This is a genomic window from Sphingomonas faeni (assembly GCF_030817315.1).
GTDB classification, from domain to species: domain Bacteria; phylum Pseudomonadota; class Alphaproteobacteria; order Sphingomonadales; family Sphingomonadaceae; genus Sphingomonas; species Sphingomonas faeni_C.
In genome coordinates this window covers 1,179,224-1,200,421 of the sequence record NZ_JAUSZF010000001.1, presented here as the reverse complement: position 1 = coordinate 1,200,421, position 21,198 = coordinate 1,179,224, and the positions used below count along the sequence as shown (strand labels likewise).

Below are 21,198 nucleotides of genomic sequence, written 5' to 3'. Positions count from 1 at the left end.
GGTCCGTCAGAGAGAAAGACGGACCCGCGCTGCACGATATTCGCGTTCGAGGCGATCGACGCGGTCGGCGACGCTCTCGACCTCGGTGACCGCGCCGATGCCCTGGCCCGAGCCCCAGATGTCCTTCCAAGCTTTGGGTTTGGAACCGTTGCCGCCGCCGAAGTCCATCGTCTTCAGGTCGCCCTCGGGGAGGTTGTCCGGGTCCATTCCCGCTGCCTGGATCGACGCGCGCAGATAGTTGCCGTGCACGCCGGTGAAGAGGTTGGAATAGATGATGTCGGAGGCTTTGCCGGCGACGATGCCGTCCTTGTACGCCTGATCAGCGTTCGCCTCGGTCGTTGCGATGAACGGCGAACCCATATAGCCGAAGTCCGCGCCCATCGCCTGGGCGGCGAGGACGGCGTCGCCGGTCGCGATCGAGCCCGACAACGCTAAAGGGCCGTCGAACCACTGGCGGATTTCCTGGACGATCGCGAACGGTGAGAGACGACCCGCATGACCGCCCGCGCCAGCCGCCACTGCGATCAAGCCGTCGGCACCTTTCTCGATCGCCTTGCGCGCAAACCGGTCGTCGATCACGTCGTGCAGCGTGATGCCGCCCCAGCCGTGCACCGCGGTATTGAGGTCCTCGCGCGCGCCGAGCGAGGTGATGACGATCGGCACCTGCCACTTCGCGCACGTTTCCAGGTCGCTTTCGAGACGATCGTTGGACTTGTGAACGATCTGGTTGACCGCGAACGGCGCCGCCGGGCGATCGGGGTTCGCGCGATTATGCGCGCTGAGTTCCTCGGTGATCCGGTGCAGCCACTCGTCGAGCATGGCCTGCGGTCGTGCGTTGAGCGCGGGAAACGAACCGACGATACCCGCCTTGCACTGCGCGATCACCAGATCGGGTCCGGAAATGATGAACAACGGCGAGCCGATAACGGGCAGGCGCAGGTTTTTTAGAATAGCGGGTACGGTCATATGGGTTTTCTAGCGCAACCCATTCGCGCACGCCAGAGCCACTTTTGCCCTCCACCCCGGTCGCAGATGCGGCGGTATGGAGGGCAGGGTGTCAGGCCATCTTGCCGATGACCTTGTCGAGCGTCAGCGGGTATTCGCGGATGCGGACGCCGCACGCGTTGTAGACGGCGTTGGCGATCGCGGCGCCGACACCGCAGAGGCCTAGCTCGCCGATGCCCTTGGCCTTCATCGGCGAGGACTTCTCGTCGAGTTCGTCCATGAAGAACACGTCCTGCATCGGGATGTCGGCATGCGCCGGCACGTGATATTCGGCGAGGTCGTGGTTGACGAAATAGCCGAACCGCTTGTCGACGATCGCGTCCTCCATCAGCGCCGCGCCGACGCCCATCGTCATCGCGCCGATAACCTGGCTGCGTGCCGATTTCGGGTTGAGGATACGACCGGCGGCGAATGCACCGCTCATCCGGCGAACGCGGATCTCGCCAGTCGCCGAATCAACGCCGACCTCGACGAAATGCGCGCCGAACGTGGCCTGCGCATAGGTCTTGGTCAGGTCGCCGAACTCGATCGAATCCTCTGCCGATAGGCCGGCATCGCCCGCTGCCTCGGACAGCGAAACGCTGCGGTTGCCCGACTTGACCTTGCCGTCCTCGAACACGACGTCGGTCGAGTTGAACCCGAGCTTCTGGGCCACCCGCGCGCGCAACTCCATGCAAGCCGCGTAGACACCCGCGGTCGAGCTGTTGCCGCCCCACTGGCCACCCGAGCCCGACGAGGTCGGGAAGCTGCTGTCGCCGAGCAGGACGATGACCTTGTCCATCGGCACGCCCATCAATTCCGCCGCGGTCTGCGCGATGATTGTGTAGCTGCCGGTGCCGATGTCCGTCATGTCGGTAGCGACCGTCACGACGCCCTTCTTGTCGATCCCGACGCGTGCGCCCGACTTCATCGTGACGTTGTCGCGGAATGCCGACGCCATGCCCATGCCGACCAGCCAACGACCGTCGCGAACCTGACCCGGAACGGGATTGCGCTTGTTCCAGCCGAAGCGTTCGGCGCCCGTTTTCAGGCAGCCGACCAGATCGCGCTGCGAGAATTGGCGCGTCGGCTTTTCCGGATCGACCTGCGTATCGTTGATGATCCGCAGCTGGACCGGGTCCATCTTCAGCTTCTCAGCAAGCTCATCCATCGCCGCTTCGAGCGCGAGCAGGCCGACCGCCTCACCCGGCGCACGCATCGCGTTGCCCTCGGGAAGATCGAGCACCGCGAGGCGCGTCGCAGTCATGCGATTGGCGCCGGCGTAGAGGAGCCGAGTCGCGTTCGGCGCGGTCTCTGGGCCACCGCCGGGGAGATCGCCCGACCAGCTCTCATGCGCGATCGCGGTGATCTTGCCGTCCTTCTGCGCTCCGATGCGGAGACGCTGGATCGTCGCGGGGCGATGCGTGGTGTTGTTCATGACCTGCGGACGCGCGAGGGCCAGCTTCACCGGACGCCCGCCGATCGCGCGCGAGCCGAGCGCCGCCATGACCGCATCGCTGCGGATCCAGAGCTTCGACCCGAAACCGCCGCCGACATAGGGCGACATCACGTGGATGTTTTCCTTCGGCATGCCCAAGGTCTCGCTCATGTCGCGGACCGCCCAGTTTATCATCTGGTTCGACGTCCACAGGGTCAGCTTATCACCCTGCCACGCGGCCGTCGTGGAATGCGGCTCCATCATCGTGTGGCTCTGATCGGGCGTGGTGTACTGCTCATCGAGCTTGACGGCGGCCTTGGCGAACGCACCCGCGAAATTGCCGACGGCGGTATCGGGGTTGCCGTCCTTGGGTTTGGTTGCCGATGCCTTGACCGCTGCCAGATCGAAGCTGCCAGCGGTTCGCGCGTAGGTCACACGCAACAACTTGGCGGCGGCACGGGCCTGTTCGAACGTCTCGGCGACGACGACGGCGACGGCCTGATCGTAATGCTGGACGTCGGGGCCGGCGAGCATCCGCGCGGTATGGGCCTTGGCCTTCGCAACCGTGCCGGCATTCTTATAGGTAACGACGGCGAGCACGCCGGGCGCAGCCTTCGCGTCGGCGTCGTCGATGCTATCGATCCGTCCCTTGGCGATCGCCGAACCCACGATGTAGCCGTAGGCCGCGTTCGGCGCGACGTCGTTGCGCTCATAGGCATAATGCGCGGTGCCGGTGGTCTTCAGCTTGCCATCGACACGGTCGAGCGGCTTGCCAAGCACCTTCATGCGGTCGGTCGGGTTCGCCGTGGCTGGGGTATCGAACTTCATGGCGATCAGGCCTTCGCTTCTTCGAACACGGCGCCGATGGTGCGTTCGACCAACGGCAGCTTGAACGCGTTCTGTGATGTGGTGCGGGCGCCGGCGAGGACTGCCGACGCGGTAGCCTTGGCGCCATTCGGCATCTGAGCCTCGGCGGCTTCGACGCGCCACGGCTTGTGCGCGAGGCCCCCGAAGGCGAGACGCCCACGACCACCCGGCTGGATCACGGCAGCGACCGAGATCAGCGCGAACGCGTAGGACGCACGGTCACGCACCTTCTGGTAGATATGCGTGCCACCGATCGGCTTCGGCAACGTGACGGCGGTGATCAGTTCACCCGGCGCAAGCGAGGTTTCGATGTTCGGCGTAGCACCGGGGAGGCGATGGAAGTCGGCAATCGGGATCGCCCGCGTCTGGCCGGCGGCGTTCACCGTCTCGACCGTCGCGTCGAGTACGCGCATCGCAACGGCCATGTCGCTCGGGTGCGTGGCAATGCATGCCTCGCTCGTGCCCATCACCGCGAGGTTGCGGTTGAACCCACCGATCGCCGCACAGCCGCTGCCGGGTTGACGCTTGTTGCAAGGCTTGGTGGTGTCGTAGAAATACGGGCACCGCGTGCGCTGGAGCAGATTGCCGGCGGTCGTCGCCTTGTTGCGAAGCTGGCCGGATGCGCCGGATACCAGCGCACGGCTGAGTACGCCGTAATCCTTCCGCACGCGCGCGTCGGCGGCGAGGTCGGTGTTACGGACGAGCGCGCCGACACGGAGACCGCCGTCGGAAGTCGCCGTGATCTTGTCGAGGCCGAGCCCGTTGACGTCGATCAGGTGCTGCGGCGTCTCGATCTGGAGCTTCATCAGGTCGAGCAGGTTGGTGCCGCCGGCGATGAACTTCGCGCCTGGCGTGCGGACCGCGGCGCTCGCGGCATCCTTCGTCGAGGTCGCGCGCTCGTAGGTAAAGGCCTTCATGCGGTGCGCTCCGTACCGGCGACGTCGTGGATCGCGTCGATGATGTTCGCATAGGCACCGCAGCGGCAGATGTTGCCGCTCATCCGCTCGCGCAGTTCGTCGGTTGTGACGGTTGGCTGTGCAGCGATGTCGCCGGTGACATGGCTGGGGATGCCCGCCTTGATTTCGCCGAGCGTCGCGACCGCCGAACAGATCTGGCCGGGGGTGCAATAGCCGCATTGATAGCCGTCATGCTTGACGAACGCCGCCTGCATCGCGTGGAGCTTCTCGGGCGTGCCGAGGCCTTCGATCGTCGTGATCTCTTCGCCTTCATGCATGACCGCGAGCGTCAGGCAGCTATTGATGCGGCGACCCTCGACGATGACCGTGCACGCGCCGCACTGGCCGTGGTCGCAGCCCTTCTTGGTACCGGTGAGCTTTAAATTCTCACGCAGCGCGTCGAGCAGCGTGGTGCGCGTGTCGACGTTGAGCTTGGTGGTCCGGCCATTGACCTTGAGCGTGACAGGCATGGTCGGCGGGGCCGATTGCGCGGTGCCCTGGGTCTGAGCCTGGGCAACGGGAGCCGCGGCCAACGTAGCCGACGCGACACCACCGGCAATCACGCCACGGCGCGACACCGGAAAACTTTCATCCTGATGCATAGTAAATCCCTGTATCTGCTAGCGTAACGGGCGAGCCGAGCCAAAGTTGCGCCGCTTCGCATTTGGTTCCGTGAATTCTAGATTATGATGGGTTTGGTAGGGTATTGTAATGCGGACGATTTCTTCGAGCGTATCGGTGCGGTTGTATCATCTCGACGATAGCGGCGAGGGTGGGGCGGCAACAACGCTCTTCTATGGTCCACTGAGCGAGGCAATGGCAATCGCCGCGCAGCAGGAGGAGGACGTCCAGGCTGGCCTGTATCTGGCGACGGAGAACGACGTCGTCGCGTATTTGGATCTTGAGGAGTAGCGCCGAGCGAGCGACCGGCGTTTGTGATGCGCTACCCGAATGTAACCACCGCGGCGGAGGCCGGGGTAGTTCTCATCACGGGTTCGGTTACGTCCCGGGCGTAAACCCATCATCGCGATCCGGCGGCGTCGGTGCATGCACTTCGGCGCAGATCGACCGCAACGCGCCTTTCATCCCTTCCTCGAAGGTCGGGTGGTAGAAGGGCAGATCGAGCACTTCGGTCGCGGTCCAGCCGCTCTGGATCGCCCATGCGATCAGATGCGCGCTGTGCTCGACCGCGGGCCCCGCCATCGTCGCACCGGTCAGCCGCCCGTCACGGCGGTCGGCATAGAACCGCACCAGTCCGGCGTTGCACGCCTCGACCTTCGCTCGTCCCTGGTCGTCATATGATGCGGTGCCGATGACGCTATCCGCATCGTCGTCCTTCGCAATCTCGCCGATCACCGCGACGTTGGGGTGCGTGAAGGTGATTGCGAACGGCACGCTCCGCTTCCCCGGCGTCACCTCGGGATAGCTGGCGGCGTTGCGCCCCGCGATCGTCCCCTCGGAAGACGCCTCGTGCAGCACCGCCCGGTCATGATCCGCGTCGCCCGCGATGAAGATGGGCGCGGTGCCGCACTGCATCGTTTCCGGGTCATAGTCCGGCATGCCGTGGTCATCGAGCGCGAGGCCGGTCGTCTCCAGCCCGATATCCTTGATCCGCGGGGGGCGGCCGGTCGCGACGAGCAGATAGTCGAACCGCTGTTCGCCGGACGCGGACCCCGTCCACGAGAGCATGACGCCATCGCCATCGCCAACGGGTGCCACCTCGAGTTCGACACCCAGCAGGATCGGCATCTCACGCGACAGGATCGCGTGATATGCTTCGGCCACGTGGCGGTCCTTCAAACCACCAACCGTCTCGCCCATGTCGAACACCATCGTCTCGACCCCGAGCCGCGCCATCGCCTGCGCGAGTTCGATCCCCAGCGCGCCCGCACCGACCACGCCAAGCGACTTGGGAAGGTCCTGGAGTTCGAAGATGCTCTCGTTGGTCAGCACGCGGTCGCGCACCGCGTCGAACATCTCGGGGATGGCAGGGCTCGATCCGGTCGCGATCACCACCGACTTCGCATGGACCTCACGGCCATCGCTGAGCGCCAGAATCGTCGCACCGGCAAATTTCGCACGCGCCTTGATCTTCACGTCCTCGGGCAGTTTGTCGATCGATGCCTCGACGCCCGCGACGAACGCATCGCGCTCTTTCCGTACGCGCTTCATCACTGCGACGCCGTCGACCTTGCCGGACGCCTCGACGCCGAACACCGCCGCGTGGTTCACTGCGTGCATCGCATTCCCCGCCGCGATCAACAGCTTGGAGGGCATACATCCTACGCTCGCGCATGTCGTGCCGCTGAAGCCTTCGTCGATCAGCAGCGTCTTGGCGCCGTTGCGACGCGCGCTGCGCTCGGCGGCAAGGCCGGCGGTACCGGCGCCGATGATCGCCACGTCGCAGGTCAGCTTGGTCATGAATGTCTCCGTTGCCGGAGAATTCCGGGGTCGCGCTCGACGAAACCTTCGATGCCGCCCAGCCGTTCCGCGATGCAGCACATTCCTACCCGAAGGACGCCTATGTTAACGCTCCACCACCTGAACTACTCGCGCTCGATCCGTGTGATCTGGCTGCTCGAAGAGCTCGGTATCGAATACGACCTCGTCAAATACGAGCGCGACGAGAATTTCCGTGCGCCGCCCGAGCTCAAGGCGATCCACCCGCTCGGCAAGGCGCCGGTGCTGGTCGACGACGCGCTCACGCTGGCCGAGAGCGCGCCGATCCTGTCGTACATCGACGCGCATTACGGCGACCGCCGCTTCTCGCCGCCGGTCGATAGCGATGCCGCCGCCGTGCACGACGAATGGCTGCAATATGTCGAAAGCTCGGCGTCGTTGCCGATCATGATGACGTCGCTCGGCAAGCGAATGGGCGGGTTGCCCGACGGCCTGGCCAAGTTCACCGGACCCGAGGTGACCAAGACGCTCGACTATATCGGCGCGGGGGTTGGCGATGGTCCGTATCTGATGGGCGAGCAGTTGATGCTGGCCGATATCCAGATGTGCTACATCTTGGCGATCGCGGAGAGCGCCGGATTGCTCAAGGAGCATCCCGACGTCGCGGCGTATCTGGATCGCCTGCGCGCGAGGCCGGCGTTCATCGCCGCGACTGAGATCGGTGGCCCGCTGATGCCCGCCCGCCGCTAAACGAAATCGGGGGGGTAACGGCTGCGTTACCCCCCGAAGCTGCGGCCACCAAAGCCGCCACCGAATCCACCGCGCGAGATGACCGAACTGCGCGACTGGACTCGGGCAGGGGCTCTCGCGGTGGTTGGCGTGAAGGCATCGGAGCCTACGCGCGTTCGGCCTGTGACATAGTCGCGATTGATGCGGCCACCTGCGCCGCCATAGTAATTACCGTTGCGGTCGCGGTACATCGGTGCGCCGCGATTGCCGAAGCCGCCGTTGAGCGCCTGCCCGACGAGGAAGCCGGTCAGCAGCGGCGTAAAGAAGCTCCCGCCGCTGCCGTTGTTGCGCGGCTCGCACTGCGCGGCGCCGTATTGCTCTTCGCAAGTCTGCCGATCCTGGAACCGTGGCGCGGTCTTCGCGGCATCGGCCTTGGCCTGCTCGAACGCGGTGTCGCATTGCACCGCCGACAGCGCGCCGGCCGCGCGGCACTCCTGTACCGATGCATAGCTCTGCGCCTCGACGGGTTTGCCGCCGACATCGCCGTCGCAGGCGGTCAATGAAATACCCGAGCCTGCGATCAGGCTGGTGAGGACGATAGATCTGGAACGCTTCATCGCTATGCCTCTCAGTTCGTCATGCACGCGGCGTTGAGGATGCCGACGCACAGCGAGATGCTCCCCATATAGGTCGCCGCGGCGATGTCGCCACGGACGATCCGGTCGTGGATGTCGCGCATCACCAGCCGCCGCACGACGAGCGCGGCGACGATCTGGATCACGCCCGCGACCAACGCCCAGATCGCGAATTCGAGCAGCGTGACGGTATGCGTTAGTGCCGACGCCAACGGAAGGACGTACCCGAGCAGCGCCGCGCCCAGCGTGATCGCGGCGGCGGTATTGCCTTCGCGGATCAGCGATTTCTCGTGATACGGCGTCGTCGCCTGAAATATGATCTTGAACACGATCGTGAACGCCCCCGCCGCGACGAACGCGATCAGGAAGGCGAGCACGCTGGCGCCGAAGCTGTATTGGTCGATCATGGCATTTCCCCCGGAGCCGTTCGTGGCGGATGCTAGGCCCTGAACTCGCCGAGTTCCAGTGCCACGCCCAGCATGATCTCGAACGAGACCTCGCCCGCCTCGTTCTCCATGTCGATCGCGAGCAGCAGTTCGCGGCCATCGTCGCCCGGCAGGTCGCGGCTGAACAGCATGCAGGTCTGGAAGATGCGGCGGTCGACGATGCCGTCGCGGTCGTCGTGCAATTCCTCCCAGAACGTCACCGGGTCCTGCTCGCTCGCTTCGGGACCGAACCACGAACGGCTATATTCCGGCAGCCCTTCGGCGGTGAAGGTGCGCGCCTTCAGGCGGCTCTTCCAAGCAGGACGCTCGGCAGCGGACGACGGGTAGGCACTGTCCCACGGTGCGAACAGCGTGACATCCGTGACGTCCTGCCCGTCGCGATCGTTCGACACCGCCTGGAACATGATGTCGTCGTCGGTATAGAACCGGTGGACGAAGCCGCCTTCGTTGAGGTCGACGAGCCCCTGTGCGACGATCACCAGCGTGTCGCGGTCGAACGGGAACAGCAGTTCCGATCCGAACCGCCGCCATGCCAGCGGATCGACCGTGACCGTGCGGCCTAGGGTGACATTGCGGACGACGGGCAGGGCGTTGCCGTCAAGCGCTGGCTTGCGGCCGAACAGGCGATCGAACATGCAATCCTCGCGTGTGTGTTGTTGGCGTGCCTCATAGGGCAAAGCCGGGGAGCTCGCAAAGCACGATCGAGTGTCGACATCCCTTCAACTCCATCATCCTGACGAAAGTCAGGACCCAGGGTAACGGAGGACGGGGCTTGTGGCTCTGGGTCCTGACTTTCGTCAGGATGACGGAAGGAAGAGGACGTGGGGAGGGTGGCAGGCGCTCGCGAAACGCCTATGTGTCTCCACGAGCGACAAGCACGGGAGTTCTTGCATTGACCGACATCTGGACCGTCCGCAGCCTGAAGGCCGCGCTCGACACGTCCGAGCCTGCGAAAGCCGGCGAATTCACCGCGCGGATCCTGGAAGGCGCGGACCCGGTATTGCTGGTGACGATGCACCATCACGGCGACCTCGAGCTGTTCGTAAACGTGAGCGAGGTGCAGATCGCCTGCTCGACCCTGCTGTGGCCGTGCGACGAGCAGGAGGACCAATTGGCGTTCAACACCTTCCTGCTGAAATCGCAGAAGCTGGTGCCGCTGTCGAACTTCGGGATCGGGACCGTCGATGGCCGCGATTATTACGAGCTGTTCGGCGAACTCGCGACGTCGAGCCGGCTCGATACCGTGATCATCGAACTGCGCACGCTCGCCGAGAATGCGATCGATGCGGCTACGGATTTGCGCCACGCGCAGGTTCCTGCCGCCTGAACTGATACAAACGGAGAGACTGGCATGGCCATCTGGAGCAAGCTTTTCACCCTCGGTCGTGCCGGCGCGCACGAAGCGGGTTCGGCGGTCGTCGACGCGAACGCGCTACGCATCCTCGACCAGGAAATTCGCGACGCCGACAAGGCGCAGGGCAAGGCGCGCGACGATCTCGCGGGGCTCGTCGCGCGTCGCCGCATCCTTGAAACCGAGGTCGAGAGCTTCCGCGCCCAGGCCGCGAAGTACGAGGCTTCGGCACGTATCGCGGTCGAGAAGGGCAACATGGATCTCGCGCGCCAGGTAGCGCAGCGGATCGCCGATCTCGAACAGGACATTGCGCTGAAGACCCCGCAGGTCGAGGACATGCGCGCCGCAGAGGAGCAGATCCACACTGCCGTCGCGCAGACCGACCGCAAGATCGAACAGCTTCGTCGCGAAGTGGATGTCGTGAAGGTCAACGAGTCGGTGCAGAAGGCGCAGGCCTCGGTCGCGTCGGGCAGCATGGGCGCGGGCAACAAGCTCGGCTCGGCAGCCGACAGCCTCGCGCGTATTCGCGAGCGGCAAGCAATCCGCGGCGAGCGGATCAAGGCGGCCGGCGAGTTGGAAGATCGTCGCACCGGCGCCGATCTCGACGAGAAGCTGCGGCTGGCGGGCATCGGGCCGGGCCAGTCCTCGGCGGACGACGTGCTTGCGCGCCTGACCGCACCAAAGACGCCGCAAGTCGGCCAGACGCTGCAGATCGAGCAGCGCGACGACAAGACGTCGGACTCCTGATGCGCCGGATCGCGGTAGACCCGCGCGGCGACTGGCGCGATCGGGCCGACGCGATCGGGTTCGTCTATCACGACACGGATGGCGAACCCTATTGGGATGAGGGCGCGGCGTATGCCTTCACGCTGGCGGAGATCGAGGACGACCTCGAACCGGCGGCGGAACAGCTGCACGCGATGTGCCTCGATCTGGTCGACGAGGTGGTCCGCGACCAGCAGCTGATGGAACGTCTCGCGATCCCGCGCGAGCAGTGGAACTACGTCGCGGAGACGTGGCGGACGCGCCAGCCTTCGCTCTACGGGCGGTTCGATTTCGCCTATGACGGCACCGGACCGGCCAAGCTCTACGAGTATAATGCCGACACGCCGACGTCGGTGTTCGAGTGCGCGACGTTCCAGTGGATGTGGCTCGAGGATCTGCTAGCCAGCGGTGCGTTGCCGGCGGGGACGGATCAGTTCAACAGCCTGTTCGACAAATTGCGCGAGCGGTTTCGCGCACTGTTCCCGAGCGGCGGTTTCGTCCATTTCGCGGCGGATGCGAGCGCGATCGAAGACCGCCAGACGGTGCGGTTCTTCGAGGACCTTGCATCGCAGGTCGGGATCGAACCGAAGTTCGTCGAGATGAAGGATATCGGCCTCGCCGCCGACGGGCGCTTCATCGACACCGACGGGTTCGAGGTGCAGGCCGCGTTCAAGCTGTATCCGTGGGAGTTCATGCTCCGCGAGCCCTATGCGCCGAACCTGTCACGCGCCGACGTGCGCTGGATCGAGCCGGCGTGGAAGTCGATCCTGTCGAACAAGGGCATCCTGCCGTTGTTGTGGGAGCGGCATCCCGAGCATCCGAACCTGCTGCCGGCGTTCTTCGACGACGATTCCGCCGCGAAGATCCTCGGCCCGAAATATGTGAGAAAACCGCTGTTCTCGCGCGAGGGCGCCAACGTCGAGGTGATCGGCGAAAGCGGCCACACGGTGCTCGATCAGGGCTATGGTGCCGAGGGTGCGATCCGCCAGGCCTATGCGCCTCCACCCGTGTTCGACGGGCGGCATCCGGTGATCGGCGCGTGGATGGTCGGCAACGAACCCGCGGGGATCGGCGTTCGGGAAGATGAAACGGTCGTGACGCGCAATCTCGCGCGGTTCGTGCCGCATATCATCGAGGCGAATGATGACTGACGCGCGTGAGCTGCCCCCGTTGCCGCCGATGGAACGGCTGGTCGAGCTGATGTTCGACGCGGCGCGGACGGGGCGCGACGAGATGATACCGGCGCTGTTGCAGGCGGGCGTCGATATCGAGGTGACCGACGCGAAGGGCTACACGCCGTTGGTGATCGCGAGCTACAACGGCCAGGCCGAAGCCACCGCGGCCTTGCTCGCGGCAGGCGCGCAGGTCGACGGCACCGCGGACGCGCGCGGCAACACCGCGTTGATGGGCGTCTGCTTCAAGGGCTATGCCGAGATCGCGCAGATCCTGATCGATGCTGGCGCGGACGTGAACCGGCGCAATGGCGTGGGACAGACCGCGTTGATGTTGGCGGCGCTGGTGGACCGGACGGCGATCATCGACCTGTTGCTGGAGCACGGCGCGGACCCAGCGATCGTCGATGCGGCGGGGAATAGCGTGCACTCGCTGGCGGTATCGCAAGGTAATGCGGCATTGGCGGCGCGGTTTTCAGCCTAGCAACCGAGAGCTTCCACCCCGGCGAAGGCCGGGGCCCAATTGGGAGGTCGCAGTAACGAAGGACGGCGCATTGTTATTGCCGTCCCCCAATTGGGCCCCGGCCTTCGCCGGGGTGGACGTCAGTGGTCGTCTAGGGGGTGTCGTCCGCCCCATGCGTCTTCGGTAACACCGCCCCGACGTGTGCCTCGCCCCGAGTCTCAGCCAGCCGCATCTGCCGCTCACGCTCGGCATAGCCCGCCCGCTGCGTCTCGTCCCGCGCGTCATGACACGCCGGGCAACTCACCCCCTCGACATACAGCGGCGACGACCGATCTGCGACGCTCACCGGCATCCGGCAGGCATGGCACAGCACATGACTTCCCAACGCAAGCCCATGTCCAACCGCAACCCGCTGATCGAATACGAAACACTCCCCTTCCCAAAGGCTCTCCGCCTCGGGCACGGTCTCCAGATACTTCAGGATGCCGCCCTTGAGGTGATACACCTCGTCGAGCCCCTCGGCCTTCAGGAACGCGGTCGACTTCTCGCAGCGGATGCCCCCGGTGCAGAACATCGCGATCTTCGGCGGCGGGCCGTCCCCGACCAGCTCGTCGCGGTGCTCGCGAAACCACGCGGGAAAGTCCCGGAACGTCCGCGTCTGTGGATCGACCGCGCCGGCGAACGTGCCGACTGCGACTTCGTAATCGTTCCGTGTATCGATCACGATCGTCCCCGGCTCGGCGATCAACGCGTTCCAGTCCGCCGGCTCGACATAATGCCCGACGCCCTCCAGCGGATCGATCGAAGGCTCGCCCATCGTCACGATCTCGCGCTTCAGCCGCACCTTCATCCGGTGGAACGGCATCTCCGCGGCGCGAGACTCCTTCACATCGAGATCGGCGCACCCCGGCAGTGCGCGGATATGCACGAGCACCGCGTCGATTCCTTCTTTGGACCCGGCGATCGTCCCGTTGATCCCCTCGGCGGCGAGCAGCAGCGTACCCTTCACCCCGTTCGAACAGCACACGAGCGCAAGCGGCGGCTGGATCGCGGCGATGTCGGCAAACGGCGTGAAGCGGTACAGCGCCACGACGCGGATGGGGAGGGTTTCGGTCATCGGTCTATCATGCAGGGGTGAGGCGCAGTCCTTTAGCGCAACTCGACTCCGCCGTCAGCCTGCGGTGACGATCATCCCGTCGACTACCGCGACCGGCCAAGGCGTCAGCCGCGTTCCCCCACAAGGTCCACCAACGCAGGCGCCGCTGTCGATCTCGAACAAAGCGGAGTGCCAACTGCATGCGATCAGGTCGCGACGCGGCGTGAGATACTCGTCGAGCACCTGGGCGAGCGGCAGGCCCATGTGCGGGCAGCGATCGACATAGCCGAACACGGCGTCATCCTTGCGCACGACGAAGCCGTGGAAACGGCCTGCCCGCATCTGGAGCACGAAGTTTCGCGCCTTGCCCTCGGCGATCGCATCGAGCGGCGCGAGCTTGATCCCGCTAGGCGTGGCGGTCAGCCGTTCGCCGTCGCTCATGCGCGGTCGGCGTCCGGCTGCCGGTCGGGATGCGCGGCGGCAAAGGCGGGGAGGGCGCGCGCCTTGTCGGCGGCGCTCATAAGATGCGGATAGGGCGAGAGATCGACCGCGAACCGCTCGGCCGAATAGACCTGCGGCACCAGATGACAGTCGGCGATCGTCGGCGTCGGACCGAACGCGAAGCCGTCGCCGTGCCGCGCGATCAGCGTCTCCAGCGCCGCGAATCCGTCGCCGATCCAGCGTACGATCCAGCGGTTTACCGCTGCCTCGTCCGCCCCGAACTCCGTCCGCAAGGCGTTCAGGATGCGGAGGTTGTTCACCGGATGAATGTCGCATGCGATCGTCGCGGCGATCGCGCGGACGATCGCCCGGTCGTTCGCACCGACAGGAAGCAACGGTGGGTCGGGATACACCTCGTCGATCCATTCCAGGATCGCAGGGCTCTGCGTCAGGACTGCATCGTCGGTTTCCAGTGTCGGAACGAGCCCCTGCGGATTGAGCGTCCGATACTCGGGCTCGCGTTGCGCGCCGGTGCGGAGATCGTGCGCAACCCGCTCGTAAGCGACGCCCTTCAGGGCCAGTGCGATCCGGACCCGGTAGGCCGTGGTCGAGCGCCAATAGCCGTGTAGCGTGAGGCTCACTTCGGGAGGACCGCCTTCGGGAAATCCGACCAGACCGCGTCGTAATCGAGCTGCGAATGTTCGAGCGCGTAGGCGGTCGGCGCGTACGGCCAGCAGCTCTCCAGCATGAATGCCATCGTGCCGTCGATCTTGTGGGGCTTCAGGTCCGCCGCGCTAGCGCCCTGCCAGCTCGCCAGGTCCGGCCCGTGGCCCGACATCAGGTTGTGCAGCGAGATCCCGCCGGGCGCGAACCCCTCGGCCTTCGCGTCGTAAGCACCGGTGATCAGGCCCATCGCTTCGGACATGACGTTGCGGTGGAACCATGGCGGGCGGAACGTACCCTCTGCGACCATCCAGCGCGGCGGGAAGATCACGAAATCGGCGTTCGCGCGGCCCGGCACGTCGCTTGGCGAGGTCAGCAGCGTGAAGATCGACGGGTCGGGATGATCGAAACTGACCGTGTTGATCGTGTTGAACTGCGACAGGTCATACCGCCAAGGCGCGAGGTTGCCGTGCCACGCGACGACGTCGAGCGGCGAGTGATCGAGCGTGGTAGTCCACAGCGATCCCATGAACTTCTGGACGACCTCGACCGGCTCGTCGCGGTCTTCGAACCACGCGACCGGCGTTTCGAAATCGCGGGGGTTGGCGAGACCATTGGCCCCGATCGGGCCGAGATCGGGCAGGCGGAACAGCGCACCGTGGTTCTCCGCGACATAGCCGCGTGCTTCGCCATCGGGCATTTCGGCGCGAAACCGGACACCGCGCGGGACGAGCGCGATCTGGCCGGGGGCGATGTCGATGCGGCCGAGTTCGGTCAGCAATCGCACCCGTCCTTTCTGCGGGACGAACAGCAATTCGCCGTCCGCATCCATGAACACTCGGTCGGTCATGTCGGTATTGGCGGCGTAGACGTGGAGCGCGACGCCTTCGAGATCGGCGGGATCGCGGTTGACGAGCATCGTCGTCATACCGTCGATCAGGTCGGTTTTCGAGGCGGGGGACTCGACGGGGTCCCAGCGCAGGCGGTTGGGCGCGAGCGGCGCGTCGGTGGTGCCGGGCGCGAACCGCTTGGCGCCGGCGTAGCGCTCGAACGGCGGATGCTCGGCGGTCGGGCGCATCCGGTAGAGCCAGCTGCGGCGGTTCTCGTGGCGGGGCGCAGTGAAGGCGGTGCCGGAGAGCTGCTCGGTATAAAGGCCGAACGCCGGTCGCTGCGGCGAATTGCGGCCGATCGGCAGGGCGCCGGGGATGGCCTCTGTGGAAACGTGATTTCCGAAGCCGGGCAAATACTCAGTCTGGCCGGCGGTCTCGCCTGCGGCATTGGTCGGCTGGTGAATTGTCATGGCTTCCTCTCCGTCACCTGTTCCGATCAACGCCCGAACCGCCGGCCGTTCAAACTCTTTCTGTTCCTCTCCCCGGGGAGATAGAGGAGACGTGCTCTTGCGCGGCGGAAGGGTGAGGGCACGTGCTGATGTTGTGCGTGCCCTCACCCTCGGCGCTGCGCGCCTTTCCCTCTCCCCGAGGGAGAGGGTTTAGAACTTACGCGTCGACCGTGATCACGCCGCGGCGGATCTGGTCGAGCTCGATGCTCTCGTACAGCGCCTGGAAATTGCCGTTGCCGAAGCCCTCATTCCCTTTGCGCTGGATGATCTCGAAGAAGATCGGCCCGAACATGTTCTCGGTGAAGATCTGCAGCAGCAACCCTTCCTCGCCGACATTGCCGTCGATCAGGATACGGTTGCGGCGAAGGCGTTCGAGGTCGTGGCCGTGGTTCGGCACGCGCTTGTCGACCAGCTCGTAATAGGTCTCGATCGTGTCCTGCAACTTGACGCCGCGCGCGCGCAGCTTCTCGACCGTCTCGAAGATATCGTCGGTGGTCAGCGCCAGATGCTGGATGCCTTCGCCGTTGTAATCCTTGATGAATTCCTCAATCTGGCTCTTGTCGTCCTGGCTCTCGTTCAGCGGGATGCGGATCGCGCGGTCGGGGGCGATCATCGCCTGGCTGAACAGGCCCGTCGCCTTGCCCTTGATGTCGAAATACTTCTGCTCTTCGAAGCCGAAGATCTGGCCGTAGAACTCCGCCCAGGTCCGCATCTGGCCGCGCTTCACATTGTGCGTGAGGTGGTCGAGCAGGTCGAGACCGACATTGTTCTCGGCCTCGGCTTCGGCCGCGCCCGGAACCTGGTTCCAGTCGTCGTACAGGCTGCCCGCCGCGCCATGCTTGTCGACGAGATACAGCAGCGATCCGCCGATCCCTTCAAGCACATAGCTGCCTTCGCCGAGCGCGCCCGTGCTGGCATCCGCCGCCTTGGCGCCACGCGACAGGGCCGCGTCGAACGCTGCCTTCGCGTCGTGGACGCGGAACGCCATCCCACTGGCCGACGGACCATGCGCCGCACGGAATTCCGCCGCATGGCCGCTTTCCTCGCGGTTGAGCAGCAGGTTGATGCGGCCCTGCTTGTAGCGCGTGACGGCCTTGGTCGGGTGGGTCGAGGCGGCGACGAAGCCGAACTGCTCGAACTGCGCGGCCATCCGGTCGGGATCGGGCGAGGTGAACTCGGCGAACTCGAACCCGTCGAGACCCATCGGGTTTACGTCCATATGATCAGACTGGGGCATATGGTCCATGACTCGATCCTTAGATTGGTATCCGTTGTTACCAATCTGGCGCCTTGATCAACTGGTGTCAATCGTTACGATCTCGCCATGTCTGACCGCGCACTCGTCCTGGACGATTTCATCCCGTATCGCCTGTCGATCACCTCGAACCTCGTCAGCGAAGCGGTCGCCGACACCTACGAGGCGCTGTTCGGCCTGACGATACCCGAGTGGCGGCTGGTGACCGTGGTGGCAGAGGCTGGCGGGATCACGCAGCAGCAGATCGGCCAGCAGACCCGCATGGACAAGGTCACGGTCAGCCGCGCGGCTATCGCTCTGGTCGAGCGCGGGTTGATGCAGCGGCACGCGAACCCGGAGGATCGCCGTTCGCATTTGCTGAAGCTGACCGAAGACGGCCACACGCTCTACGCGTCGGTAGCGCCGAAAGCGCTCGACCTCGAACGCCGCATCTTCGCCGGGTTCTCGGCCAAGGAAGTCGAGCAGTTCGTGGCGATGCTGCGGCGGATCGATGCGGTGACGATCGACCTCGTTCAGGAGTCCCACGGCGGTGTCGGCGACCAGAGGCCGCGCAGGTAATCGAGCAACGCGGTGGTCCCCGATGACACCGCCCCGCGTGCATGTACCGCGTAGATCCCAACGTCCGCAGACCCCGCCAACTCCGGTAAGACGCGGACGAGGCGGCCGCTCGCGAGATCCGCGCTGACGTCCCAAAGCGAGCGCAGTGCGATGCCGACACCCGCCAGCGTCAGTTCGCGAACGACCTCACTGGAATTGGTCGCGACGTAGCTCGGGCGGTCGATCGTGACGTCGCCGTCTGGTCCAGTCAGCCGCCACGGCATCTGGCCTTTCGCGGCGAGCAGCCGGTGTTTCGTGAGATCGGCCGTGTCGTTTGGCGCAATGTAGCTCGGGGCAGCACAGAGAACGCGGCGGCTGTCGGCGAGACGATAGCCGGTCAGGCTCGGCGGCACGGCAGGCGCGATTCGGATCGCGAGGTCGAGCCGGTCGCCGATCACGTCCGAGAAGCCGTCCGACAGATCGAGGTCGAGTTCGATCGCAGGGTGCGCATCGAGGAACGGCTTCAGACGCGGCGCGATGTGGAGACGACCGAACGAGGTCGGCGCGCTGACACGCAATGGCCCCGCCGGCGTCTCGGCGCGGTCCGAAACGCGCGCCTCGGCATCGCGGATAGCGGCGAGGATCTCCACCATGTCTCGGTGATACGCCGCGCCGCGGGCGGTGAGGTCGAGCCGCCGCGTCGTCCGGTTGAGCAACCGCACGCCCAGCCGCGCCTCCAGTCGCGCGATCCGTTTCGACACCATCGCGGGCGAGATGCCGAGCGATCGCCCCGCCGCACTCAGGCTGGCGGTGCGGACGACCTCGGCGAAGAGGACGATGTCGGGGTCCATTCGTTCTCCAGGCGATCAACAGCTTTCGGTTTATAGTGTCTAGTGGCGAAGGTGGCGGCCGTCTATCGTGCTGCCAGAGCATAGGAGAGCAGCATGGCAGAGATGATCGACACCTATCAGAATCGGGCGGGTCTGAAGATCGCCGCATCGCTGGTGGACTTCATCGAGACGCAGGCGCTGCCGGGCACGGGTCTTGAAGCCGCGGTGTTCTGGCAGGGCGTGTCTGACATCTACGCCAGGTTCGCGCCGGAGAACGCCGCGCTGCTCGCAGTCCGCGAGGACCTCCAGGCGAAGATCGATGTCTGGCACGAAGCCCGCGCCGGCAAGCCGATCGACCAGCCCGAGTATCAGGCGTTCCTCCGCGAGATCGGCTATCTGATCGACGAGCCAGCGCCGTTCGCAGTCGGCCCGACCAATGTCGACCCGGAGGTCGCCTCGCTCGCCGGCGCGCAGTTGGTGGTGCCGATCCTAAACGCGCGCTTCCTGCTGAACGCCGCGAACGCGCGGTGGGGGAGCCTGTACGACGCGCTCTACGGCACCGATGCGATTCCGGGCGCGGCGTCGGGCAAGGGGTATGACGCCTCCCGAGGTGCGCAGGTGATTGCCTGGGCGAAGGCGTTCCTCGACGATGCGGTGCCGTTGGCGAACGGATCGTGGACCGACTGGACAGGTGGCACGCCCGACCTTGTCCATCCAAGCCAGCTTGTCGGGTATGCGGGCGACAGCATTCTGTTGCGCCACAATGGCCTGCACATCGAACTGGTGATCGACTCTCAGCACCCGATCGGCCGCGACGACCCCGCGAACCTCGCCGACGTCGTCCTCGAATCCGCACTCAGCACGATCGCGGATCTCGAGGATTCGATCGCCGCGGTCGATGCCGAGGACAAGGTCGCCGCCTACGCCAACTGGCTCGGGCTGATGAAGGGCGACCTGATCGCCAGCTTCGACAAGGGCGGCCGCACGGTCACGCGGTCGCTCGAACCCGACAGGCAGTATACCGCCCCCGATGGCAGCGCGTTCACGCTCCCCGGCCGCAGCCTCATGTTCGTCCGCAATGTCGGTCACCTTATGACGACTCCCGCAATCCTGCTCGCCGACGGCAAAGAGGCGCCCGAGGGTATCCTCGACGGCATCGTCACGTCCCTGATCGCGCTGCACGACCTGAACGGCACCGGCCCTATCCGCAACAGTCGCGCGGGCTCGATCTATATCGTCAAGCCGAAGATGCACGGGCCCGACGAAGCGGCCTTCACCAATCGGCTGTTCGACGCGATCGAAGACCTGCTCGGTCTGGCGCGCCACACGATCAAGGTCGGCGTGATGGACGAGGAACGCCGTACCTCCGCCAATCTCGCCGCCTGCATCGCCGCGGTGAAGGACCGGGTGGTGTTCATCAACACCGGCTTCCTCGACCGCACTGGCGACGAGATGCACACCTCGATGCGCGCCGGTCCGATGATCCGCAAGGGCGACATGAAGGCCTCGTCGTGGATCAAGGCGTATGAGGATCGCAACGTCCAGATCGGGCTCGCCTGCGGGCTCAGCGGCAAGGCGCAGATCGGCAAGGGCATGTGGGCTGCGCCCGACCGGATGGCGGACATGCTCGAGCAGAAGATCGCGCATCCGATGACCGGCGCGAACACGGCGTGGGTGCCGTCGCCGACCGCCGCAACGCTGCACGCGACGCATTATCACCGCGTCGACGTGTTCGCGCGACAGGCGGAGCGCAAGGCCGAGCCGATCGCGCCGCTCGATGCGCTGCTGACGATCCCCGTCGCGACTGGCCACAACTGGCAGCCGGACGAGGTTCGCGAGGAGTTGGAGAACAACGCGCAGGGTATCCTCGGCTATGTCGTGCGCTGGGTCGATCAGGGCGTCGGCTGTTCGAAGGTGCCCGACATCCACGACATCGGCCTGATGGAAGACCGCGCGACGCTGCGGATCAGTTCGCAGCACATGGCGAATTGGCTGCTCCACGGCATCGCCACGCCCGACGAGGCGGATGCGGCGCTGCGGCGGATGGCGGCGAAGGTCGATGCGCAGAATGCGGGGGATCCGCTGTATCGGCCGATGGCGGGGCGTGAGAATGACAGCCTCGCCTTCCAAGCCGCCCGTGCCCTCGTGTTCGATGGCCTGACGCAGCCGAGCGGCTATACCGAGCCGCTGCTTCACGCGTATCGAGCGCGAGCCAAGGAAAGGGATGCCAATGCCGCTCTACGCGATCGAGGGTAAACGACCGACGCTCGCCGACGACGTCTGGGTGGCGCCGTCCGCCGACGTGATCGGCGACGCACGACTGGGGGAGGGGGCCAGCGTCTGGTTCGGGGCGGTCATCCGTGCGGACAACACACCGATCTTGGTCGGCGCGCGGACCAACATCCAGGAGGGCGCGATGCTGCACTCGGATCCCGGCGCGCCGTTGACGATCGGCGAGGGCTGCACGGTGGGCCATCATGCGATCCTTCATGGCTGCACGATCGGCAGCAACGTGCTGGTCGGGATGGGCGCGACGGTCCTCAACCATGCGGTGATCGGTGACGATTGCCTGATCGGCGCGAATGCGTTGGTGACCGAGGGGAAGGTGTTTCCGGCCGGCAGCCTGATCGTCGGTTCGCCAGCCAAGGCTGTGCGGGAATTATCGCCGGAAGCGATTGCCGGGCTGAGGATGTCGGCCGTGGCCTACGCAGCCAAACAGCGCGTCTATGCCGAGGGGCTGACGCTGGTCGACGAACAATCCGGGCCCGGGCAATAACACCCACCCCGGCCGTAACCGGGGTGCGTGCTGGCCAAAACCAAGATCCGCGCGC

23 protein-coding genes are annotated in these 21,198 nt (G+C 65.5%); 9 read left to right on the top strand and 14 right to left on the bottom strand.

The features are described from left to right. Positions 1-6 precede the first annotated feature (6 nt). The 4 genes from QFZ54_RS05590 to paoA all read right to left on the bottom strand — a co-directional run bounded on the left by QFZ54_RS05590 (position 7) and on the right by paoA (position 4,847). Complete coding sequence (locus QFZ54_RS05590) at positions 7-966, bottom strand: NAD(P)H-dependent flavin oxidoreductase (protein WP_307085220.1); 960 nt, start codon at positions 964-966, stop codon at positions 7-9. 91 nt (positions 967-1,057) lie between these two features. After that, positions 1,058-3,250 carry an aldehyde oxidoreductase molybdenum-binding subunit PaoC gene (paoC, locus tag QFZ54_RS05585; RefSeq protein WP_307085218.1) on the bottom strand — a complete coding sequence of 731 codons (2,193 nt, stop codon included), beginning with the start codon at positions 3,248-3,250 and terminating at the stop codon, positions 1,058-1,060. A gap of 5 nt (positions 3,251-3,255) precedes the next feature. Continuing rightward, a complete protein-coding gene (locus QFZ54_RS05580) occupies positions 3,256-4,206 on the bottom strand; it encodes an FAD binding domain-containing protein (RefSeq protein WP_307085217.1) in 951 nt (316 codons plus the stop codon). Then, positions 4,203-4,847 carry an aldehyde dehydrogenase iron-sulfur subunit PaoA gene (gene paoA / locus QFZ54_RS05575; RefSeq protein WP_307085215.1) on the bottom strand — a complete coding sequence of 215 codons (645 nt, stop codon included), beginning with the start codon at positions 4,845-4,847 and terminating at the stop codon, positions 4,203-4,205. Before paoA ends, QFZ54_RS05580 begins: the two co-directional genes overlap by 4 nt. Before the next feature lie 109 nt (positions 4,848-4,956). Between paoA and QFZ54_RS05570 the strand changes: the two genes are divergently transcribed. Then, the gene (locus tag QFZ54_RS05570) at positions 4,957-5,157 is read left to right on the top strand and encodes a hypothetical protein (protein ID WP_307085213.1); all 201 of its coding nucleotides are present in this window, start codon (positions 4,957-4,959) and stop codon (positions 5,155-5,157) included. A gap of 87 nt (positions 5,158-5,244) precedes the next feature. Here the strand turns inward: QFZ54_RS05570 and QFZ54_RS05565 are convergent, their stop codons facing one another. Beyond that, on the bottom strand, positions 5,245-6,666 hold the full coding sequence (locus QFZ54_RS05565; protein WP_307085211.1) for a dihydrolipoyl dehydrogenase: 1,422 nt from the start codon (positions 6,664-6,666) through the stop codon (positions 5,245-5,247). A gap of 102 nt (positions 6,667-6,768) precedes the next feature. Here QFZ54_RS05565 and QFZ54_RS05560 point away from each other — a divergent pair, with 102 nt between their 5' ends. Beyond that, positions 6,769-7,395, top strand: coding sequence for a glutathione S-transferase family protein (locus QFZ54_RS05560; RefSeq protein WP_307085208.1), 627 nt, complete (start codon positions 6,769-6,771; stop codon positions 7,393-7,395). A gap of 26 nt (positions 7,396-7,421) precedes the next feature. Here the strand turns inward: QFZ54_RS05560 and QFZ54_RS05555 are convergent, their stop codons facing one another. From QFZ54_RS05555 to QFZ54_RS05545, 3 genes are read right to left on the bottom strand one after another with little or no spacing between them, the layout of a single operon-like run. Next, entirely contained in the window at positions 7,422-7,991 is a 570-nt protein-coding gene (locus tag QFZ54_RS05555; RefSeq protein ID WP_307085207.1) for a DUF1190 domain-containing protein, read from the bottom strand. Positions 7,992-8,002: 11 nt separating this feature from the next. Beyond that, positions 8,003-8,416 (bottom strand): DUF350 domain-containing protein, encoded by a 414-nt coding sequence (locus QFZ54_RS05550; RefSeq protein WP_307085205.1) that lies wholly within the window; start codon positions 8,414-8,416, stop codon positions 8,003-8,005. Between the two features lie 32 nt (positions 8,417-8,448). Next, complete coding sequence (locus QFZ54_RS05545; RefSeq protein WP_307085202.1) at positions 8,449-9,090, bottom strand: DUF2491 family protein; 642 nt, start codon at positions 9,088-9,090, stop codon at positions 8,449-8,451. Positions 9,091-9,347: 257 nt separating this feature from the next. On the opposite strand from QFZ54_RS05545, the gene QFZ54_RS05540 reads away from it, so the two are divergent. The 4 genes from QFZ54_RS05540 to QFZ54_RS05525 are packed head-to-tail and all read left to right on the top strand — an operon-like array spanning position 9,348 to position 12,227. After that, positions 9,348-9,782, top strand: a complete 435-nt coding sequence (locus QFZ54_RS05540) for a YjfI family protein (RefSeq protein ID WP_307085200.1) — start codon at positions 9,348-9,350, stop codon at positions 9,780-9,782. Positions 9,783-9,806: 24 nt separating this feature from the next. Further along, entirely contained in the window at positions 9,807-10,553 is a 747-nt protein-coding gene (locus QFZ54_RS05535; protein ID WP_307085198.1) for a PspA/IM30 family protein, read from the top strand. Next, entirely contained in the window at positions 10,553-11,722 is a 1,170-nt protein-coding gene (locus QFZ54_RS05530; RefSeq protein WP_307085196.1) for a glutathionylspermidine synthase family protein, read from the top strand. The genes QFZ54_RS05535 and QFZ54_RS05530 overlap by 1 nt, the downstream gene beginning before the upstream one ends. Then, positions 11,715-12,227: an ankyrin repeat domain-containing protein gene (locus tag QFZ54_RS05525; RefSeq protein ID WP_307085195.1), complete on the top strand. Its 513-nt coding sequence runs from the start codon at positions 11,715-11,717 to the stop codon at positions 12,225-12,227. The genes QFZ54_RS05530 and QFZ54_RS05525 overlap by 8 nt, the downstream gene beginning before the upstream one ends. Before the next feature lie 130 nt (positions 12,228-12,357). Here QFZ54_RS05525 and trhO read toward each other — a convergent pair whose 3' ends face one another. The 5 genes from trhO to hppD all read right to left on the bottom strand — a co-directional run bounded on the left by trhO (position 12,358) and on the right by hppD (position 16,991). Continuing rightward, on the bottom strand, positions 12,358-13,323 hold the full coding sequence (gene trhO / locus QFZ54_RS05520; RefSeq protein ID WP_307085193.1) for an oxygen-dependent tRNA uridine(34) hydroxylase TrhO: 966 nt from the start codon (positions 13,321-13,323) through the stop codon (positions 12,358-12,360). A gap of 54 nt (positions 13,324-13,377) precedes the next feature. Beyond that, a complete protein-coding gene (locus QFZ54_RS05515; protein WP_307085191.1) occupies positions 13,378-13,743 on the bottom strand; it encodes a Rieske (2Fe-2S) protein in 366 nt (121 codons plus the stop codon). Further along, positions 13,740-14,384, bottom strand: a complete 645-nt coding sequence (gene maiA / locus QFZ54_RS05510; protein ID WP_307085189.1) for a maleylacetoacetate isomerase — start codon at positions 14,382-14,384, stop codon at positions 13,740-13,742. Before maiA ends, QFZ54_RS05515 begins: the two co-directional genes overlap by 4 nt. Then, positions 14,381-15,706, bottom strand: coding sequence for a homogentisate 1,2-dioxygenase (gene hmgA / locus QFZ54_RS05505; protein ID WP_307085187.1), 1,326 nt, complete (start codon positions 15,704-15,706; stop codon positions 14,381-14,383). Before hmgA ends, maiA begins: the two co-directional genes overlap by 4 nt. A gap of 196 nt (positions 15,707-15,902) precedes the next feature. Next, the gene (gene hppD / locus QFZ54_RS05500) at positions 15,903-16,991 is read right to left on the bottom strand and encodes a 4-hydroxyphenylpyruvate dioxygenase (protein WP_373458452.1); all 1,089 of its coding nucleotides are present in this window, start codon (positions 16,989-16,991) and stop codon (positions 15,903-15,905) included. 78 nt (positions 16,992-17,069) lie between these two features. Between hppD and QFZ54_RS05495 the strand changes: the two genes are divergently transcribed. Then, entirely contained in the window at positions 17,070-17,558 is a 489-nt protein-coding gene (locus QFZ54_RS05495; protein WP_307085185.1) for a MarR family winged helix-turn-helix transcriptional regulator, read from the top strand. Here QFZ54_RS05495 and QFZ54_RS05490 read toward each other — a convergent pair. Beyond that, positions 17,513-18,388 (bottom strand): LysR family transcriptional regulator, encoded by an 876-nt coding sequence (locus QFZ54_RS05490; protein ID WP_307085183.1) that lies wholly within the window; start codon positions 18,386-18,388, stop codon positions 17,513-17,515. The two genes, QFZ54_RS05495 and QFZ54_RS05490, sit on opposite strands and share 46 nt — an antisense overlap. A 93-nt stretch (positions 18,389-18,481) precedes the next feature. Between QFZ54_RS05490 and QFZ54_RS05485 the strand changes: the two genes are divergently transcribed. Beyond that, positions 18,482-20,623 (top strand): malate synthase G, encoded by a 2,142-nt coding sequence (locus QFZ54_RS05485; RefSeq protein ID WP_307085180.1) that lies wholly within the window; start codon positions 18,482-18,484, stop codon positions 20,621-20,623. Beyond that, positions 20,598-21,143, top strand: a complete 546-nt coding sequence (locus QFZ54_RS05480; RefSeq protein WP_307085178.1) for a gamma carbonic anhydrase family protein — start codon at positions 20,598-20,600, stop codon at positions 21,141-21,143. Before QFZ54_RS05485 ends, QFZ54_RS05480 begins: the two co-directional genes overlap by 26 nt. Positions 21,144-21,198: the final 55 nt, after the last annotated feature.

Coding starts and splice junctions, on each gene's coding strand:
- QFZ54_RS05590 (WP_307085220.1), bottom strand. CDS start 966: ATGACCGTACCCGCTATTCTAAAAAACCTGCGCCTGCCCGTTATCGGC.
- paoC (WP_307085218.1), bottom strand. CDS start 3,250: ATGAAGTTCGATACCCCAGCCACGGCGAACCCGACCGACCGCATGAAG.
- QFZ54_RS05580 (WP_307085217.1), bottom strand. CDS start 4,206: ATGAAGGCCTTTACCTACGAGCGCGCGACCTCGACGAAGGATGCCGCG.
- paoA (WP_307085215.1), bottom strand. CDS start 4,847: ATGCATCAGGATGAAAGTTTTCCGGTGTCGCGCCGTGGCGTGATTGCC.
- QFZ54_RS05570 (WP_307085213.1), top strand. CDS start 4,957: ATGCGGACGATTTCTTCGAGCGTATCGGTGCGGTTGTATCATCTCGAC.
- QFZ54_RS05565 (WP_307085211.1), bottom strand. CDS start 6,666: ATGACCAAGCTGACCTGCGACGTGGCGATCATCGGCGCCGGTACCGCC.
- QFZ54_RS05560 (WP_307085208.1), top strand. CDS start 6,769: ATGTTAACGCTCCACCACCTGAACTACTCGCGCTCGATCCGTGTGATC.
- QFZ54_RS05555 (WP_307085207.1), bottom strand. CDS start 7,991: ATGAAGCGTTCCAGATCTATCGTCCTCACCAGCCTGATCGCAGGCTCG.
- QFZ54_RS05550 (WP_307085205.1), bottom strand. CDS start 8,416: ATGATCGACCAATACAGCTTCGGCGCCAGCGTGCTCGCCTTCCTGATC.
- QFZ54_RS05545 (WP_307085202.1), bottom strand. CDS start 9,090: ATGTTCGATCGCCTGTTCGGCCGCAAGCCAGCGCTTGACGGCAACGCC.
- QFZ54_RS05535 (WP_307085198.1), top strand. CDS start 9,807: ATGGCCATCTGGAGCAAGCTTTTCACCCTCGGTCGTGCCGGCGCGCAC.
- QFZ54_RS05530 (WP_307085196.1), top strand. CDS start 10,553: ATGCGCCGGATCGCGGTAGACCCGCGCGGCGACTGGCGCGATCGGGCC.
- QFZ54_RS05525 (WP_307085195.1), top strand. CDS start 11,715: ATGACTGACGCGCGTGAGCTGCCCCCGTTGCCGCCGATGGAACGGCTG.
- trhO (WP_307085193.1), bottom strand. CDS start 13,323: ATGACCGAAACCCTCCCCATCCGCGTCGTGGCGCTGTACCGCTTCACG.
- QFZ54_RS05515 (WP_307085191.1), bottom strand. CDS start 13,743: ATGAGCGACGGCGAACGGCTGACCGCCACGCCTAGCGGGATCAAGCTC.
- hmgA (WP_307085187.1), bottom strand. CDS start 15,706: ATGACAATTCACCAGCCGACCAATGCCGCAGGCGAGACCGCCGGCCAG.
- hppD (WP_373458452.1), bottom strand. CDS start 16,991: ATGGACCATATGCCCCAGTCTGATCATATGGACGTAAACCCGATGGGT.
- QFZ54_RS05495 (WP_307085185.1), top strand. CDS start 17,070: ATGTCTGACCGCGCACTCGTCCTGGACGATTTCATCCCGTATCGCCTG.
- QFZ54_RS05490 (WP_307085183.1), bottom strand. CDS start 18,388: ATGGACCCCGACATCGTCCTCTTCGCCGAGGTCGTCCGCACCGCCAGC.
- QFZ54_RS05485 (WP_307085180.1), top strand. CDS start 18,482: ATGGCAGAGATGATCGACACCTATCAGAATCGGGCGGGTCTGAAGATC.
- QFZ54_RS05480 (WP_307085178.1), top strand. CDS start 20,598: ATGCCGCTCTACGCGATCGAGGGTAAACGACCGACGCTCGCCGACGAC.